The sequence below is a fragment of the Gordonia sp. N1V genome, assembly GCF_029269935.1.
Lineage (GTDB): Bacteria > Actinomycetota > Actinomycetes > Mycobacteriales > Mycobacteriaceae > Gordonia > Gordonia polyisoprenivorans.
Window position 1 is genome coordinate 1 of the sequence record NZ_JARJDD010000010.1, and the last position, 17,792, is coordinate 17,792.

At 66.7% G+C, this 17,792-nt stretch carries 17 protein-coding genes; 7 read left to right on the forward strand and 10 right to left on the reverse strand.

Features of this window, described 5'->3' with window-relative positions:
• Positions 1 to 92: 92 nt before the first annotated feature.
• On the reverse strand, positions 93 to 1,034 hold the full coding sequence (locus P3L18_RS14285; RefSeq protein WP_079931354.1) for an aldo/keto reductase: 942 nt from the start codon (positions 1,032 to 1,034) through the stop codon (positions 93 to 95).
• A gap of 268 nt (positions 1,035 to 1,302) precedes the next feature.
• Between P3L18_RS14285 and P3L18_RS14290 the strand changes: the two genes are divergently transcribed.
• The 3 genes from P3L18_RS14290 to P3L18_RS14300 all read left to right on the forward strand — a co-directional run bounded on the left by P3L18_RS14290 (position 1,303) and on the right by P3L18_RS14300 (position 4,859).
• Positions 1,303 to 3,138, forward strand: coding sequence for an acyl-CoA dehydrogenase (locus P3L18_RS14290; RefSeq protein ID WP_006369439.1), 1,836 nt, complete (start codon positions 1,303 to 1,305; stop codon positions 3,136 to 3,138).
• Between the two features lie 83 nt (positions 3,139 to 3,221).
• Positions 3,222 to 3,698, forward strand: coding sequence for an SRPBCC family protein (locus P3L18_RS14295; protein WP_271354796.1), 477 nt, complete (start codon positions 3,222 to 3,224; stop codon positions 3,696 to 3,698).
• 105 nt (positions 3,699 to 3,803) lie between these two features.
• Positions 3,804 to 4,859: a zinc-dependent alcohol dehydrogenase family protein gene (locus P3L18_RS14300; protein WP_006369437.1), complete on the forward strand. Its 1,056-nt coding sequence runs from the start codon at positions 3,804 to 3,806 to the stop codon at positions 4,857 to 4,859.
• Between the two features lie 80 nt (positions 4,860 to 4,939).
• Here the strand turns inward: P3L18_RS14300 and P3L18_RS14305 are convergent, their stop codons facing one another.
• Complete coding sequence (locus tag P3L18_RS14305) at positions 4,940 to 5,716, reverse strand: SDR family NAD(P)-dependent oxidoreductase (protein WP_014358650.1); 777 nt, start codon at positions 5,714 to 5,716, stop codon at positions 4,940 to 4,942.
• Positions 5,717 to 5,768: 52 nt separating this feature from the next.
• Entirely contained in the window at positions 5,769 to 6,356 is a 588-nt protein-coding gene (locus P3L18_RS14310; protein ID WP_276114417.1) for a TetR/AcrR family transcriptional regulator, read from the reverse strand.
• A gap of 113 nt (positions 6,357 to 6,469) precedes the next feature.
• Here P3L18_RS14310 and P3L18_RS14315 point away from each other — a divergent pair, with 113 nt between their 5' ends.
• Complete coding sequence (locus P3L18_RS14315) at positions 6,470 to 6,862, forward strand: DUF4267 domain-containing protein (protein ID WP_276114418.1); 393 nt, start codon at positions 6,470 to 6,472, stop codon at positions 6,860 to 6,862.
• On the opposite strand, the gene P3L18_RS14320 is transcribed toward P3L18_RS14315, so the two are convergent.
• The 6 genes from P3L18_RS14320 to P3L18_RS14345 form a co-directional block, all read right to left on the reverse strand.
• Positions 6,834 to 7,838: a Gfo/Idh/MocA family oxidoreductase gene (locus P3L18_RS14320; RefSeq protein ID WP_276114420.1), complete on the reverse strand. Its 1,005-nt coding sequence runs from the start codon at positions 7,836 to 7,838 to the stop codon at positions 6,834 to 6,836. The two genes, P3L18_RS14315 and P3L18_RS14320, sit on opposite strands and share 29 nt — an antisense overlap.
• Complete coding sequence (locus P3L18_RS14325) at positions 7,838 to 8,755, reverse strand: ABC transporter substrate-binding protein (RefSeq protein ID WP_276114422.1); 918 nt, start codon at positions 8,753 to 8,755, stop codon at positions 7,838 to 7,840. Before P3L18_RS14325 ends, P3L18_RS14320 begins: the two co-directional genes overlap by 1 nt.
• Before the next feature lie 52 nt (positions 8,756 to 8,807).
• Entirely contained in the window at positions 8,808 to 10,289 is a 1,482-nt protein-coding gene (locus tag P3L18_RS14330) for an MFS transporter (RefSeq protein WP_253194128.1), read from the reverse strand.
• A 147-nt stretch (positions 10,290 to 10,436) separates the two neighbouring features.
• Complete coding sequence (locus P3L18_RS14335) at positions 10,437 to 11,048, reverse strand: GntR family transcriptional regulator (RefSeq protein WP_079931361.1); 612 nt, start codon at positions 11,046 to 11,048, stop codon at positions 10,437 to 10,439.
• A 63-nt stretch (positions 11,049 to 11,111) separates the two neighbouring features.
• Positions 11,112 to 12,710, reverse strand: coding sequence for a VanW family protein (locus P3L18_RS14340; RefSeq protein WP_276114516.1), 1,599 nt, complete (start codon positions 12,708 to 12,710; stop codon positions 11,112 to 11,114).
• A 330-nt stretch (positions 12,711 to 13,040) separates the two neighbouring features.
• Positions 13,041 to 14,336 carry an acetyl-CoA C-acetyltransferase gene (locus P3L18_RS14345; protein ID WP_006369432.1) on the reverse strand — a complete coding sequence of 432 codons (1,296 nt, stop codon included), beginning with the start codon at positions 14,334 to 14,336 and terminating at the stop codon, positions 13,041 to 13,043.
• Positions 14,337 to 14,468: 132 nt separating this feature from the next.
• On the opposite strand from P3L18_RS14345, the gene P3L18_RS14350 reads away from it, so the two are divergent.
• The 3 genes from P3L18_RS14350 (at position 14,469) to P3L18_RS14360 (ending at position 17,137) form a co-directional block, all read left to right on the forward strand.
• The gene (locus tag P3L18_RS14350) at positions 14,469 to 15,836 is read left to right on the forward strand and encodes a 3-oxoacyl-ACP reductase (protein WP_276114423.1); all 1,368 of its coding nucleotides are present in this window, start codon (positions 14,469 to 14,471) and stop codon (positions 15,834 to 15,836) included.
• Entirely contained in the window at positions 15,836 to 16,759 is a 924-nt protein-coding gene (locus P3L18_RS14355; RefSeq protein WP_276114424.1) for a MaoC/PaaZ C-terminal domain-containing protein, read from the forward strand. Before P3L18_RS14350 ends, P3L18_RS14355 begins: the two co-directional genes overlap by 1 nt.
• Positions 16,760 to 16,912: 153 nt before the next feature.
• Positions 16,913 to 17,137 carry a hypothetical protein gene (locus P3L18_RS14360; RefSeq protein WP_276114425.1) on the forward strand — a complete coding sequence of 75 codons (225 nt, stop codon included), beginning with the start codon at positions 16,913 to 16,915 and terminating at the stop codon, positions 17,135 to 17,137.
• Positions 17,138 to 17,144: 7 nt separating this feature from the next.
• Here P3L18_RS14360 and P3L18_RS14365 read toward each other — a convergent pair whose 3' ends face one another.
• The gene (locus tag P3L18_RS14365; protein ID WP_006369428.1) at positions 17,145 to 17,753 is read right to left on the reverse strand and encodes a TetR/AcrR family transcriptional regulator; all 609 of its coding nucleotides are present in this window, start codon (positions 17,751 to 17,753) and stop codon (positions 17,145 to 17,147) included.
• Positions 17,754 to 17,792 lie beyond the last annotated feature (39 nt).

Below are 17,792 nucleotides of genomic sequence, written 5' to 3' on the forward strand. Positions count from 1 at the left end.
CAGCACCGGCGCAAGCGGTCTCGAGGCTCGCCGCACGCGGCTCGCACCTCGACCACCGGGGAAGGGCTGACCACCGGATCGAAGGCCGGCTATCAGACCGCGGCGTCGAGCCTCGCGCGTTGCTCGGCGGTGAGGGTCAGCTCGGCGGCGTCGAGGGCTGCGTCGAGTTGGGCCAACGTGCTGACGCCGACGATCGGCCGGATCACCGGGGAACCACCAAGTAGCCAGGCAAGGACCACCTGCCCGGGCGTGGCGTCCAGCTCGGCTGCGACGCTGCGCAATTCGGCCAGGCGTCGGGTTGTTCCCGGGTGGTCGTAGGCCTCGGGGAACGGTCGATCGGCGCGGTCGAAACTGCCCTGGATCAGCGGGCTGTACGCCCACAGTTCGATCTCGGGATGGGTGGTGAGGTAGTCAATGGTCTCGTCGGTGACGAACCCGAAGCGGTGATCCTTGCCCGGCACCACGGTGTCCGGGCGTGGCCGGACGTACGACGTCGACAGTTGCAATGCGGTGAACGGTTCGGTGCCGGCGACCGACGCCAGGGCGCGCGCCTGCTCCACGCGCCACGTCGGATGGTTCGAGATACCGATCCGTCCGACCACGCCGTCGTCGACGAGTCGGCCGAACGTCGAGACCACTTCGGCCATCGGCGTCCGTCGGTCCTCCAGATGCGCCCAGTACAGATCGATGTGATCGACCTGGAGCCGCGCGAGGCTGGCCTCGATCGAACGCATGACGACCTCGTGACCGAGACCGACGACCTCACCCGGCCGTCCGGGAACGGGCTCCGGCCCAACCTTCGTCGCCAGCGTCACTCGCTCCCGGACACCCGGGTTGTCGGCGAACCACCGGCCGAGCATCTCCTCGCTCTGTCCGCCCGATCCCGTCCCCGACGCCCAGAACGCATAGCAGTCCGCGGTGTCAAGCGTTGTTCCGCCACGTTCCAGGAATCGTTCGACCAGCGCGCGGGAAGTGGCGTCGTCGGTGCGCGTGCCGAAGTACATACATCCGAGGACCAGGGAATCAGTGGACATGCAGACAGGCTAGTCGCCGGGTTTCGCGATAACGAGGTGACGATTCGCGATACAGGACATTGCGCTTGCAGAAGTTAGCGGAGGTCACAGAAATCTCGGCTTGTCGACCCTGCGAACGAGTTGTATCCTGGGGTTACCGGCGAGTAACTTAGCGGTCGTTCGGTCGTGTTCCCTTCAGAGCATCCACCGGGCGTTTGCACGAGTTCACCTGCCGACACATCCAGCGACCACCCGCGAGGGATTCAGCCCGCGTCAGATAGGAATCCAAATGGGCCACTACAAGAGCAACATGCGCGACCTGCAGTTCAACCTCTTCGAGGTCTTCGAACTGGACAAGGTGCTCGAGTCGGGGGAGTTCGGCGATCTGGATCATGAGACCGCCGTGGACATGCTCCGCGAGGTCCGGACTCTGGCCGAGGGCCCGATCGCGGAATCCTTCGCCGAGGCCGACCGCAACCCGCCGGTCTTCGACCCGGAGACCCACAGCGTCACCATCCCGGAAAGCTTCAAGAAGTCCTACAACGCCCTCGTCGAGGGTGGCTGGGACAAGGTCGGCGTCAACGAGGAGCTCGGCGGCATGCCGGCGCCCCGATCGCTGTACTGGGCAATCGGTGAGATGATCCTCGGCGCCAACCCGCCGGTGTTCATGTACGCAGCAGGCTCGGGCTTCGCGAACATCTTCTACGACAACGGAACCGACGAGCAGAAGAAGTGGGCCGCCATCTGCTCCGAGCGCGGCTGGGGCGCCACGATGGTGCTCACCGAGCCCGACGCCGGCTCCGATGTGGGCGCCGGACGTACCAAGGCTGTTCAGCAGGAGGACGGCTCCTGGCACATCGACGGTGTGAAGCGCTTCATCACCTCTGCCGACCAGGACATGACCGAGAACATCTTCCACCTGGTGCTCGCCCGCCCCGAGGGCGCAGGCCCGGGCACCAAGGGGCTGTCGCTGTTCTTCGTACCGAAGTTCCATTTCGACTTCGAGACAGGTGAACTCGGCGAGCGCAACGGCGTTTTCGTCACCAACGTCGAGCACAAGATGGGCATCAAGGCGTCGGCCACCTGTGAGGTCACCTTCGGCCAGCACGGCGTCCCGGCCAAGGGCTGGCTCGTCGGCGAGGTTCACAAGGGCATCGCGCAGATGTTCCAGGTGATCGAGCATGCGCGAATGATGGTGGGCACCAAGGCGATTTCGACGCTGTCGACCGGTTACCTCAACGCTCTCGACTACGCCAAGGAGCGTGTGCAGGGCGCCGACATGGTGCAGATGACCGACAAGGCCGCACCGCGGGTCACCATCACCCATCACCCCGACGTCCGGCGTTCGCTGATGACCCAGAAGGCATATGCCGAGGGTCTGCGCGCGATCTACCTCTACACCGCATCGCACCAGGATTCCGTTGCCGCACAGATCGTCTCCGGCGCCGATCCCGAGATGGCGCACCGAGTCAACGACCTGCTGCTGCCGATCGTCAAGGGTGTCGGCTCCGAGCGTGCCTACGCCAACCTCGGCCACGAGTCGCTGCAGACCTTCGGTGGCTCGGGCTTCCTGCAGGACTACCCGATCGAGCAGTACATCCGTGACTCGAAGATCGACTCGCTCTACGAGGGCACGACCGCCATCCAGGCGCAGGACTTCTTCTTCCGCAAGATCATTCGCGACAAGGGGCAGGCCCTCGCGCATGTTGCCGGACAGATCCAGTCGTTCATCGACACCGAGGCCGGCAACGGTCGCCTCAAGGCCGAACGCGCGTTGCTCAAGACCGCTCTCGAGGACGTCCAGGCCATGGCCGCCTCCCTGACGGGCGATCTGATGGGCGCGCAGGAGAACCCGAAGGACCTCTACAAGGTGGGGCTGGGCTCGGTGCGCTTCCTGATGTCGGTCGGCGATCTGCTCATCGGCTGGTTGCTCCTGCGTCAGTCCGAGATCGCGCTGGCCAAGCTCGATGAGGGCGTGACCGGCGACGACAAGTCTTTCTACGAGGGCAAGGTCGCCGTCGCGAGCTTCTTCGCCAAGAACATGCTCCCGCTGCTCACCTCGATCCGCACCACCGTCGAGAACATCGACGGCGAGATCATGGAGCTCGACGAAGCCGCCTTCTGACACACAGAACACCGCACGAGCCGAGGGGCCGGGATCTCCGTCGAGATCCCGGCCCCTCGGCGATCCGGCGCATACTGGACGACGTGAGCGCACGGACCTTCCGGATGCACTCCGTCTGGCACCTGCCCTTCGACCACCACATCGTGCTGGCCGCGCTCGCCGACGCCGACTCCTACCCCACCTGGTGGCCGCAGGTCCGCGAGGCGACAAGGGTCGACGACACCTCCGGCGATGCGGTGCTGCGGTCATTGCTGCCGATATCGCTTCGGGTGCACGTGCGTGAGGACATCGTCGACCCCGCGGCCGGCGTCCTGCAGGCGCGCGTGGACGGCGACCTGACGGGGTGGACGCGGTGGACCATTCACCCAGGTACTCCCGCCGACGGCTGTCGGGCCGAGTTCCGTCAGGTCGTCGACCTCACCACACCGCTGCCGCTCCCCCTCATCCGCGTCGGCCGTCCGATCTTGCACGCGAACCACCGGTTCATGATGTGGTCGGGTAGGCGCGGTCTGATCCGGCATCTGAACTGCGCGCGGATCAGGGGCGAATTCTCATATTGACACGCATCGCAGGCACCGATCGGCACCCATGGCCGGGCGCGCATACGTAGCGTGAATTGCGGGGGCGTGAGACACGGGGGACCCGACCACGTGAGGTGACACCAGATGAAGGCACTCGTTTTCCACGGTCCCGGCCAGAAGGCCTGGGAGGACGTCCCCGACCCGAAGCTCAGCGAACCCACCGACGTCATCGTCAAGATGGATACGACGACGATCTGCGGCACCGACCTGCACATCCTCAAGGGTGACGTTCCCGCGGTCACTCCCGGCCGCATTCTCGGACACGAGGGCGTCGGTACGATCACCGAGGTCGGCGACGCCGTGACCACGCTGGCCGTCGGCGACCAGGTGATCCTGTCCTGCATCTCCTCATGCGGGAAATGCTCGTTCTGCAAACAGGGCGTCTACTCGCACTGCCTCGGTAGCGAGGGCACGTCGGGCATCGGCTGGATCTTCGGCCATCTCATCGACGGCACCCAGGCCGAGTACGTTCGGGTGCCCTACGCCGAGAACTCGGTCCACAAACTGCCGTCGGCGGTCAGCCCCGAGCAGGGCACGTTACTCTCCGACATCCTGCCCACCGGCCACGAGATCGGCGTCCGCCACGGGGCGGTGAAACCCGGTGATGTGGTCGCGGTGATCGGGACCGGCCCGGTCGGGCTCGCCGCCATCGCCACCGCCGGCCTCTACGGGCCCAGCCGGGTCATCGCCGTCGACATCGACGCCAACCGGGTCGAGCAGGCCCGCCGGTTCGGGGCGACCGACGGGGTCGTGTCGACCTCGTCGGGTTGGCGCGAAGAGATCCTGGCGATGACCGACGGACTCGGCGTCGATGTCGCGATCGAGGCCGTCGGCATTCCCGACACGTTCCAGATGTGCCTCGACATCGTCCGCCCCGCAGGCCATGTCGCCAATGTCGGTGTGCACGGCAAACCCGTCGAGTTGCCCATCCAGGACCTCTGGATCTCCAACATCGTGATGTCGATGGGCCTGGTGAACACCAATACCCTTGGCACACTTCTGAAGTTGGTGGCACAGCGCCGTATCGACCCGGAGCCGTTCATCAGCCACCGATTCGGGCTCGGCGAGATCATCGACGCCTACGACGTGTTCTCCCGTGCGGCAGAAACCAAGGCGCTCAAGGTGATCATGAGCGCCTGAGATTCCCCGAGAAACCACCACGGCCGCGTCGGACCCGAGGGTCTGACGCGGCCGTGACCGTGAGAGGACTTGTGCCAGAACTACTTCGGTGGCATCCGGATGCCGCCGTCGACGCGGACGACCTCGGCGTTCATGTAGGAGTTGGTGACGAGCTCGACGACCATCGACGCGAGTTCGTCGGGCACGCCGAGACGACGCGGAAACAGCACCGACTCGCCGAGCTTGGCCTTGAATGCCTCGGCGGCCTCGCCCTCACCGTAGATCGGGGTGTCGATCAGGCCGGGGGCGACGGTGTTGACGCGCACGCCCACGGCCGCGAGGTCACGCGCGACCGGCAGGGTCATGCCAACGACGCCGCCCTTGGACGACGAGTACGACGCCTGGCCGATCTGGCCGTCGAATGCCGCGACGCTCGCCATGTTGACGATCGCGCCCCGCTCGTTCGATTCCAGCGGCTCGTTGCGGCTCATCGCGGTGGCGGCCAGCCGGATGGCATCGAAGGTGCCGATCAGGTTGATCGCGATGACCTTCTTGTACGCGTCGAGGTTGTGCGCGGAAGCGAAGTCACCGTCCTTGCCGATGGTGCGCTGCGCCCAGCCGATACCGGCCGAGTTCACCAGCACCCGCAGCGGGCCCAGCTCGGTCGCCTGGTTGACCGCGTTCTCGAGATCCTCGGTCTTGGTCACGTCCACAGCGACGAACTTGCCGTCGATCTCCTTGGCGAGCTCACCACCCTTTTCTGCGTTGAGGTCGGCGATGATGACCTTCGCCCCCTTGGCCGCCAGCTGGCGAACCACCGCGGCGCCGATGCCCGACGCCCCACCCGTCACGATTGCACTTGCTCCGTTGATATCCACGTCGACAGACTACGACGCCGTGTGACTGGTCTAACAACCCGGGGCCGAGCGATCAGTCGGTAAGTGACCGGCCTTCGAACACTGCGACGAGCTCAGCCCGCCTCGCAGACTCCATCGAGGGGTCCAGCCGCCCGCACCTGCGCAACTCACACACCCCGTGCAGCGCGCTCCACAGCAGTTCCGCGCGCGCCTGAACACCGACGTCCTCACCGAGGGCATCCCCGCCACCGAGCGCCTCGACGAAGATCGAGAATGCGCGACGCATGATCTCAGGAGTCTCGTCGTGAGCGAACCGCGCGGCGATCGGCATGGCGAACATCGCCTCGTACGTAGCCGGATTGCGTTGCGCGAAAGCAAGATACGCATCGATGAGGCCGCCGACCCCGCCTTCGGTCTCCGTGTCGCCGGACACCGACGCGACGAACTCCGCGAATCCGAGCAACGCCACCGCCGTCACGATCTCGTCGCGCCCGCCGGGAAAATGCTGATAGAGGACTGGCGGCGTGTATTCGATCTCGTCGGCCAGCCGGCGGGTGGTCACCGCGGACCATCCGTCACGCTCCGCCAAATCGCGCGCCGCCTCGACCACCCGATCCCGGCGTTCGGCGCGCTCTCGCGCGCGCCGATCCTGTGTGCCCATGGTCGAAACCTACCATTGATAGATCTTTTTATCGGTGTTAGATTTCTTTCCATCGATAACAACAGGAAGGTGCGGACGATGACAACGAGCTTCACCCGCCCTGAGGACCAACCGTGACCAGCATCCTGTGGTGGACCGGGGTGTCGATCGGTGTGGTGATCGCGCTGGGCATCATCGTGATCGGCGCCGCCTACCTGGCCCGCAACGCCACCAACGCCGCCGGTTTCGGCCTGCCGACGTCGCTGTCGCCCCACGACCGTGGATGGTGGCAGGTCAAGGGCATCCGTGATGTGACGACCGGTGTTCTGGTACTCGCATTCCTCGTTGCCGGCACCGATCGACTGCCCCTGCTCCTCGGCGTGCTGGCGCTGATCCCGCTCGGCGACATGCTGATCGTGCTCGGGCAACAAGGCAGCCGATCCCGCGCACTCGGAATCCACGGGGTCACGGCGGTGGTTCTGCTCGGCGCCTGTGTACTCACCGCGGTCGGGCAGGCGCCGTGGTGACCGTTTCGAGGTCGAGGTCGAGGAGAACGCGTACCGCCGCGAGGTCCTGGGCACCGAGGCCCACGGAGACGAACATCGTGATCTCGTCGTCCCCGGTACGGCCGATCGCGTCTCCGCTGATGACCGCCCCCAGGTCGGTGCCAACATCGTCGAGGTCGACGACGCCGTGCCGCAATGCCGCGACGACAGCACCGGAAGTTGTCCTGGCGGTCGCCACATCGTCGACGATCACCCGCGACCGACGGAGCGCCTCGGCGTCGACCTCTCGATGATCCGGCCGGGGCGGCGCCCCGACGACATTCAGATGCGTTCCGGCGCGCAGCCATTCGCCGCGCAGGATCGGCGTCGGTGACGGCGTCAGTGTGCAGACGATGTCGGCACGACGACAGAGTTCCGCAAGATCGTCGACCACCTGGACGTCGCAACCGAAGTCACCAACAGCACCGGCAAACTCCCGTGCCCGCTGCGCGGATCGGGTCCAAACGACGACGGTGTCGAGGCTCTCGATCCGCGCGGTCAAAAATCGGACGTGCTCGAAGGCCAGCCGGCCCGCACCGATCACCCCGAGAACACGGGCGCCCGCGGACGCGAGATGACTCGATGCCACCGCGCTCGCCGCCGCGGTACGTGCGGCCGTCACACGGCCACCGGCCAGTATCGCCCGCACCCGACCCGAGTCGAGGTCGGTGACCAGGATCGTCGAGAGTTGGCGTGGTGCACCGCGGTTGGCCCGCTCCGGTGAGTCCGTCATGATCTTGGCGACGCACACACCGTCGATCGCCGACACCGCAAGCATCGGATGCACTGCCGCCTGCGTTCCCGGCACCGCGATGTCGGCGGCCACCGGGTTGACGACGATGCCACGATGCAGATCGACGTGTACCTGCTCCACCGCAACCATCAGACGCAGTGGGTCGAGGAGGCGGTCGATCGTCTCGTCGTCGACGGCCACCCCCTCGACACACTGACCGGTCATCACGCCCGGTGGGCGGCTGAGACGATCAGCGCCGACTCGTCGACGAGATCGCCATAAGCCAACGGCGTGCGGATCATCCTCTCGTCAAGAAGGACTCGGAGCCACCGATCGGTGCCGGCCGGGTCGATGCGCGGGGTCTCCCAGGTCCTCGACGCCTGCAGCCGGACGCAGGACAGCGCCAGGTGGGCCGGGTCGGCAGTGGGCCAGTGCTCGGCCATCAGCGGCGCCAGATCCTCGACCCGCGCGGTCGCCAACAGATCCATCGCCTCGCCGATGGCGTCGACGAAGCCGGCGAGCGCCGGCACGAGCTCGTCGAAACGGTCACGGCGACAGTAGAAGACGCTGTTGGGCCCGAGTCCCCCCGAGACCGTGTAGTCGATCGCGATGTGTCCGTCGCCCCGGCGTTGTGTCGCCAGCGCGTTGGGCAGATCGAGCACGATCGCATCCCCCAGTCCGCTGCGGAACAGGTCGAGGAACATCGGCGTCGACAGATCGCGCAGGAAGGTGACCGATCGCGGGTCGGCTCCGGCCTCTCGCATCAGTCCGGCGGTGAACGCATACGGTGCGCTGCCGCCGATGCCGGGCGCGAGGATCGTGGTCCCCTCCATGTCGGTCCAGGCGAACTCGCCGACAAGGGCCTCCGTGCGCACGACCAGGGCCTTGGGGAACTGGTGATTGAGCTGGGCGAAGGTGGTGAATTCCGTTGCGGTACCGGCGTACATCGCCGGTACCCACAGTCCACCCAGGGCGACCTCGGCGGTGCCGACTGCGAGATCATCGAGGACCCCGGTCCACGGGTCGCGCGCGATGAACTCGACGTCGAAGCCGCGCTGTGCGAAGAGCCCATCGGACTCGGCGAGGTAGGCGGGCAGATAGTTCAGTGCATGGGAGGTCGCACTGATGGTCAGGCATTGCATTGCGAAACCTTTCGGTGGGTGGATGGATCATCAACGCGCGGGAGGGTTTGACCTAGGACTCGGCGTGAATCTCTTCCAGGGACCGCCCGAAGGTCTCGGGCCCGAATCGGGCAGCGACAACGAGGAGTGCGTACATCGCGGCAATCATCAGGAAGACACCGGCGACGCCTGCGAGGCCGAAGAAATACAACGCGGCGAACGGCATGACCGCACCGGCCACGTTGCCGATGCCGTTGACCACCGACGCACCCATCGCCCGCACCGACGTCGGGAAGAGCTCCGGCGACCACACCGAGAGCATGGTGTTGAGCAGCATCGTGAAGAACTGGAACACCGCGCCGAGGATGAGGATGGTGGCCACCGAATTGGCGAAGGCGGCAAAACAGATCGCCGAGGCACAGCCTAGCGTGGCCGCCGACATGACGGTGATCCTCCGCGGCACGCGACCTGCGAGAACTGCTGCAGCGCAAGCACCGACAAGGCTGCCGATGTTCATGATCATGGTGAACACGAGCGAGTCGGTCAGCGAGTATCCGCGCGACACCAACAGGATCGGCATCAGGAACAGCAGCGTGACCTGCGCTCCGAACGACATCCATGACGCCGTCCCGACGGCCGCGGTGCGGCGGAGGTTGTTGCCACGGAAGACCTCTACGATCGACACCCGTTGCGCCACCACCGGGATGTCGGTGGTGGCCACGAACGACGTCGGTGAACCCTTACGGCGGAGATCCGAAAGGCGTTTTCCACCAAGACGGTTCAGGCTCTCGTTGGCTTCCTCGACACGCCCCTTGTCCACCAGGAAGCGGGGCGACTCCGGAAGGTAGCGGCGGAACGCGACGACCAGCAACGCGGGCACCGCGAGAATGACGTAGGTCCAACGCCAGGAGTGCGCGTCGCCGCCCAGGAGGCCGCCGAGCGGTCCGAGGACCAGCGCGAAGAAACCGAAGGAGGCGATGTTGCCGATCCCCCCGGAAGAGATGTTCAGACTCGCCAGTACCGACCCGCGATAGCGGGTGGCCACGACTTCCGCGAGCAACGCGAGACCGACGGTGAACTCACCACCCAGCCCGACACCGACGATGAACCGGCTGCAGAGCAGCATCTCGTAGTTGACGGCCACTGCACTGATCAGCCCGCCGAGGGTGTAGATCAGCAAGTTGAAGCTGAGTGCGAACCGCCGGCCCCACCGGTCGGCGGCATAGCCGCCGATCAGTCGTCCGACGAGCCCGCCGATGACGGTCGCTGTGTTGATCGCGGTGAGTTGGGCGTTGCCGATCCCCAGTGAGTCCTTGATCAGTGGACCCATGGAACCGGTGGAGTTCTGTTCGAGGCTGTCGAAGAACAGCCCGGCCATCAGCAGAACGATCACCCAGCCCTGGGCGCGGGTGAATCCGATGCGGTCCAGGGCTGCGGCGAGCGATCCCGTCGCCGCGGCATCGCGACCCTTCTGAGGGGAATCGCCTGCCGACGGGGTGGGCTCGGGTGTGGAGGAGTGGTCTTTCGGCGCGGCCGACGGTGAGGTGGTGGACATGGGCGCGTGCTCCAGATGAGAGGTGGAAGTGGATTGCCGCAGCACCGCGACCTCTAAAGTTGTATACAAACAGTGTTGCCAACCGATGAACTACCGCGTCATTTGCGTAAAATCGCCAAGCCTATGCGAGTTTTGTATACGAATTCTTCACTCTTGCTCTGCGAACCGTTCCTCGTCCTTGCGAAGGTGCTCCTCCATCAAGAAGCCGGCCTGCACCACGGCGCCACTGACGATCGCGTGTGCGATGGCCATGTGATCGAGGGTCGCTCCGTGTCGATCATCGCCGAGCGCCCACGCCACGCGGCGATTGACGTCGGCGAGCATCGTCGCGAGCTGCGAGTTGCCGGCACCGGTCACGACCAGTTCGTGGAACGAGGGTCCGTCACTTGCGCGTACGGGTCGTTCCGAGCGTGCGACCGCAGCCAATTCGTCGACGCTCGCGCCGCCACGCCGCTCGGCAGCCAACTGCGCGGCGAGCACCTCGAGGCCTCGGCGCACCTGAAGCAGCCCGAGACCGTCAGTGCGGGGCGCCTGGGCCACCGTGGCCCCGCGATACCGAACCGTGAGAACAAATCCCTCGGACTCCAACTGCGCCAGCGCTTCTCGAACCGGGACCCGCGAGACTCCGAACCGCCGGGCGATGGATTCTTCGATCAGACGCTGCCCGGCAGGAAGGCCCCCGCCGAGAATTTCCTCGCGCAGCGTCTCGGCGATCAGGTCTTTGGGGGAACGATCGTCGGTTCTCTGGGCCACATCCACGCACTGCAGTTTAGGGCGCCGATATGTGGGGCGCTGTCGGCGAACTGCAGAGCGCAGTCGGCGTCAGATGCACCGCACGATCGGCTCCGGCGCGTAGCGCACGGTTCGGGTGTGCCTGCTGATCAGTGCGCCGGAGCGGGCGTCGGTGATGACCCGGGTGTCGCTGGTGGTGAATCCGCGGCTGCCACGGCTCGCGATGCAGTCGGGCCCGCGGGGCACCCGGCGCACCTCTGGCATGGTGTAGGCGTGTCGCTCCCCGGTGATCGACTGGACCTCGACACTTGTCGTGCCCCACAGCCGAACCGTCACCGACGACGGACTCCACAGGGTCTCGATCAGGACGCCGTGGCGCGAGGTGTTGCCGATGACGAGGTCGATGGCGCCCTCGAACACCGTCGCCTCCCGCGCCTCGGGATACCGCGAGATGTAGTAGGCGTGTTCGGTGTGGTCGACGTCGGCGAGGCCGGCGAAGTACGCGGCGTTGTAGAGCGTGGTGGCGAATTGGGAGATGCCGCCGCCCACCGCGTTCGACGCACGGCCGTGATCGATGATCGTCGAGCTGACGTAGCCCTGCGCGGAGCCCCGCGGCCCGGTGTGGGTGTTGAGGGAGAAGTTCTTGCCCGGCAGGATCAGCGCCCCGTCGACCTCGGCCGCGACCAGCCGGATGTTCTCACCGGACGCCGACGAGAAACCGCCGGTGGTGAACTCGCCGATCACCTCGGTGACCCCGAGCGAGCGGGCCTTCTCGGTGGACAACGCGGGCGGCACCGTCCGGTAGGCGGCTGCGACGGTGCGCGGCCCGGTGCCGACGACGGCGCGTTCGAGTGCGGCGAAGGTCTTGTCCCAGTCGACGCGTGCGCCGTCGCGGGCGGGCACGACCCGCGGGCGTCCCGTCGCCAGCGAGAATCTCGCATCGGCGGGCGGGGTCTCGGAGTCGCGCAGCGCGGCCAGCGCCGTACGACCGCGTTGGCGGTCGACGTGTGCGACGAGCCCTCCCCGACCGTCGGGGACGAAAGTGAGGATCGCGCCGATCTGCCTGGGAGACAGGCTGACCCGAACGCCACCTCGGCCGGAGATCTCGACGTCGTCGGACACCGCCCGCGTCGCCGGACCCGCGACGGTCGCGCGCACCACCTCGGCACTCACGCTCGGCGCGAACGGTTCCATCGGCAGGTCCACGACGTCTCCGTCGAGCCATTCGCGGGCCAGTACCGCGCGCGCCGCATCCCGGTCGACGCGGCGACCGGCGGCGGGCAGATCGGCGACCGGGGTGACCCCGTCGTAGTGCACCCCACCGTCCACCGCCGACCGTTCGAGATCGCGGTGATGACCGGCGATCGCCTCGTCGAAGCGTGCGGCGTCGACCCGGACCACCGGCGCGACGTCGTGTGTGCGGCCGAAGAGGGCCAGCAACCGGGTGAGCGGACTACGCGGCTGACGTTGCAGGGCCGCCGCGGTCGCGTCGGCGTCGAACATCACGCCCAACGCCGCGGGGTCGACGGTCGCCGAGCCGGATTCGGTGCGCAGTCGCACCGGTTCGCCCGCCTGTTGCATCAGCTCGTCGAGCCGATGGTCCAGGCGCACCGGGGACAGGTTGCCGACGTCGCGGCCGGCGGTGACCGCACCGCGGGCGGTGTGCCCCGAGGTGACCAGAAGATCCATGGACAACGTCAGGAGTATGACGGAGATCACACCTGTGGTGATTCGTGCGCCCACCCGCCATCGACGTCGCCGCACTGAACTCACGCTGTCACTCATACCGAACAAATCCGGCCAATGCGACCCCGGCGGCTTCTCCCCACAACGCAATCGAGGGCCTGACCGGCGAATACACGCTGGCCAGGCCCTCTGTGAGAGGCGCTCCGGTTGAGCTGTCGGGTCGGGGGTCTGACAGCTCAACCGAAGCTACCCCGTATATCTACGGGACTTTCGTCTTCGTTACAACACGGGGTGTCCATTCATCGGAGGAATCCTGCGCCGGAGGAATCCCGCTCAGCCTTCGATGATCGCGGTGACACCCTGGCCGCCCGCGGCGCAGATCGAGATCAGCGCGCGCCCGCCGCCGTTCTCCTTGATCTGCTTGGCCGCCTGGGCCACGATACGTCCACCGGTGGCGGCGAACGGGTGTCCCGCGGCCAGCGACGATCCGTTGACGTTGAGCTTGCTGCGGTCGATCGCGCCGAGCGCCTTGTCCAGGCCCAGCCGCTCCTTGCAGTACTCCTCGGACTCCCATGCCTGCAGGGTCGCGAGCACCACCGAGGCGAACGCCTCGTGGATCTCGTAGAAGTCGAAGTCCTGCAAGGTGAGGCCGTTGCGCTCGAGCAGACGCGGGACGGCGTAGGTGGGTGCCATCAGCAGGCCGTCGGGGCCGTTGACGTAATCGACCGCCGCGGACTCGGAGTCGACGAAGTACGCCAGGACCGGGATGCCCTTGTCCTGTGCCCACTCGTCGCTGGCGAGCAGGACCGTCGACGCACCGTCGGTCAGCGGCGTCGAATTGCCCGCGGTCATGGTGGCGTCGCCCAGCGACACCCCGAAGACCGGCTTGAGCTTGGCGAGCTTCTCGACGCTGGAGTCGCCGCGCAGGTTCTGATCGCGGGTCAGGCCGAGGAACGGGGTAACCAGATCGTCGAAGAAGCCGGCGTCGTAGGCGGCGGCCATCTTCTGGTGGCTGGCCGCGGCGAGCGCGTCCTGGTCGGCACGCTTGATACCGAACTCCTTGGCGGTGATCGCGGCGTGCTCACCCATCGACATCCCGGTGCGGGGCTCGCCGTTGCGCGGGATCTCGATGCCGAGCTTGGGCAGCGCCTTGAGGAGTCCGAGGACCTGGTCCTGGGTGCTGCGGGCCCGGTTCACCTCGAGCAGGCCGCGACGGAAACCCTCGGAGACGCCGATCGGCGCGTCGGAGGTGGTGTCGACGCCACCTCCGACGGCGACGTCGTAGCGTCCGCGCGCGATGCCGTCGGCGACGGCGGTGATCGCCTGCAGACCGGTGCCGCACGCCTGCTGGATGTCGAAGGCCGGGGTGTAGGGCGACAGGGCCGATCCCAGCACGGATTCGCGGATGAGATTGAAATCACGCGACAGTTTCAGGACGGCGCCACCGGCCACCATGCCGAGTCGTTCGCCCTGGAGGCTGTAGCGACTGACGAGGCCGTCGAGGGCCGCGGTGAACATGTCTTGGTTGCTGACCTTGGCATATGCCTTGTCCTGCCGCGCGAACGGAATGCGGTTGCCGCCGAGGATCGCGACCGGGCGCTCGGTGCGGGTCTTGGGTGTGTTGGCCACGAGAGATCTCCCAGGTGTCGATTGGTACCTTTAACGTATTCTTACTCCAGAGTAAGTTAGATGTCGAACGGCGCTCCACCCAGCAGCGTCCTCGATCACACCGAGCGTGAGAACAATTCAGAGGAGATTCACGTGGCTGCCAACTCCACGACCGCAGGCCTGTACTCGAGTTTCGTGCACTCCGGGCCGGGTGCGTTCATCGCCAAGCAGGCCGGACTGCCCGTCCCACCGCCTCTGCGGCGCTACAAGGCCTCCGAGCCGCCGCTGCCGGGACCGGTGCTGCTCGGCGGGTCCGGCCGTCTCGTCGAGCCGCTGCGTGAGCTGCTCTCGGGTCCCGACTACACGCTGATCGAGAACGCCACCACCGGTCGCAGCGCCGACAAGTACGGCGGTCTGGTCTTCGACGCCACCGGGATCACCTCCCCCGCCGAGCTCGAGCAGCTCTTCGAGTTCTTCCAGCCGGTCATGCGCTCGACGGCGGCCTGTGCGCGCTTCGTCGTGCTCGGCACCACCCCCGAACTCGTCATCGATCCTGATGAGCATGTCGCCCAGCGCGCCCTCGAGGGATTCACCCGCTCGCTCGGCAAGGAACTCCTCAAGGGGTCGACCGTGCAGCTCGTCTACGTCTCCCCCGACGCCAAGACCGGGCTCACCGGCCTGGAGTCGACGCTGCGCTTCGTGCTGTCGGCCAAGTCGGCCTTCGTCGACGCCCAGGTGATCCGCGTCGGCGCCGACGACGCCACCGCGCCCGCGAGTTGGGACAAGCCGCTCGAGGGCAAGGTGGCCGTGGTGACCGGTGCCGCCCGCGGTATCGGCGCGACGATCGCCGAGGTGCTGGCCCGCGATGGCGCCCACGTCATCTGCGCCGACATCCCGGCTGCCGGCGAGGCCCTGGCCGAGACCGCCAACAAGGTCGGCGGCACCTCGTTGCCGCTCGACGTCAGCGCACCCGACGCCGGCGAGAAGCTCGCCGAGCATGCGCTCGCGCGCCATGGCGGCATCGACATCATCGTCAACAACGCCGGCATCACCCGCGACAAGCTGCTCGCCAACATGGATGCGGCGCGCTGGAATTCGGTGATCTCGGTCAATCTGATCGCGCCACAGCAGTTGGTCAACGCCCTCGTCGAGAAGGACGCGTTGAAGCCCGGCGGCGCGGTGATCGACGTGTCGTCGATCGCGGGTATCGCGGGCAACCGCGGCCAGACCAACTACGGCGCCTCCAAGGCCGGCGTGATCGGTCTCGTCGACACCTACGCCCCGCTGCTCGCCGAGAAGGGCATCACGATCAACGCCGTCGCCCCCGGTTTCATCGAGACCAAGATGACCGCCGCGATCCCGCTGGCCACCCGCGAGGCCGGCCGCCTGATGAGTTCGCTGCAGCAGGGCGGTCAGACCATCGACGTCGCCGAAACCGTTGCCTACTTTGCCAATCCGGCCTCCAACGCCATCACCGGCAACGTGGTCCGGGTCTGCGGCCAGGGATTCCTGGGGGCGTGATGAGCAAGACCATCACCCTCTCGTCGCCGCCGAGCACCGCCGACGTCTACTCCAAGGCGGTCACCGCGATGCTTCCGGTGATCGGCAAGCCCGCCCGGATTCGCGCCGACGCGACAATCCCGGACCGGCGCTACCGGCTCGAGAACATCCGCATCGATCCGGACCGGCTGCTGGCCTACACCCGCGCGACGGGTCAACAGTTCGGCCCGACGCTGCCGATCACCTACCCGTTCGTGTTGCAGTTCCCGCTGGCCATGAAGATCATGACCGACGGCGACTTCCCTTTCGGCGCAGTCGGTTCGGTGCATCTGGAGAACACCATCACGCGACTGCGACCGATCGGGATCGACGAGCCGCTGACCATCGAGAATCACGCCGAGAACCTGCGGGAACACCGCAAGGGCATGCTCGTCGACATGGTCTCGGAGATCAGCGTCGGCACCGAGCTGGTGACCCGGCAGGTGGCGACGTTCCTCAAGCAGCAACGCACCAGCCTCTCCGACGAACCGCGCGGGCCGGCTCCGCGGGATCAGGCGCCGCCACCACCGGATGCGGTGCTCGCAGTGGATCTGGCGAAGATCCGCGAGTACGCGGCGGCGTCGGGGGATCGCAATCCGATCCACATGGGCGATCTGACCGCCAAGGCGTTCGGCTTCCCGAAGGCCATCGCGCACGGAATGTGGAGTGCGGCAGCCGCTGTCGCCAACGTCGAGGCGCAACTGCCCGACGCGGTCACCTACACGGTGCGGTGGGGTAAGCCGATCCTGTTGCCGGCCAAGGTGAACGTCTACACCCATAAACTCGACGGCGCCGGGAGCGCAGCGAGCGGGCCGAACAATTTCGGCGCCGGGAGTTTCGACATCTCGATTCTGAACCGGCGCAAGGGGTATCCGCACCTGACGGCGACCACTCGTACCAACTGAGGCGACCACCAGGTCCCCGAACTCCCGTCCGGCAATGCCGGGCGGGAGTTCTGCGTTTGGCTGCTGCCCGCAACACGAGGCCGCTCGAAGTCCGGGACGATCTCGGGGTCATCCCCGATGTCGCCACCACCGGCGAGTCGTAGCGTCGGCAGCATGAGAAAGCTCGCCCGGATCTGGGGTCTGACGCTCGTGGTTGTGCTGTGTGTGTTCTTCATCGGCCGTGCGGCGGCCGAACCGTTCGCCGTCGGCAACGATTACCAGAACGACTGGGGCGGGCCGAGTCTCGTCGGTGTGCTCGCCGTCCACATGATGCCGGGGCTACTCGCGGTGGCGGTGCTGGTGTGGCTGGGTTCGGTGACGTTGCGTCGGCACCGGTGAATCCGCGTCAGGACGGCGTGTGGATACCGACGCCCTTCAGGCCGCGCCAGGTGATGCCGACCAGGAGATCGGTGGCGGTCTCGAGGTCGACGTCGCCCTCGCTCATCCGGTCGGCAACGGCCTCACCGGCCCCGACGAGCGCGATAGCGGTGAGCTCGAAATCGATGTCGAGCGCGCCCTCGACGGTGGTACCGCGGCGGATCAGGTCGGAGACCATGTCGACGATGTGGCGACGGCTGGTGCTGACGGTGTCGGCGAAGGCCGCCGATCCGACGGCAACCCGGTAGAGCACCCGCCAGGACTCGCGGTTCTCGTCGACATAGCGGAGGAATTCCCGCACCACCGTGCGGGCCTGTTCGCTCTGGCGCAGCTTGGGGTCGAAGCCGACCGACATCGCGTCGATGAACCGACCGCCCTCTCGGGCGATACACGCACTGAACAGCTCTTCTTTGGACCCGTAGTACAGATACAGCATCGGTTTGCTAATCTTCGCCTGGGCTGCGATCGAATCCATGGACGTGTCCCGGAAGCCGTTCTCGGCGAACACCGAGACCGCGGCGTCGAGCATCTGCTGCTCGCGCACCGCGCGGGGCAGTCGTTTGGTCCCGCCGACCATGATGGCTCCTCACACTCGCCACACCCCCACCGCGCGGCA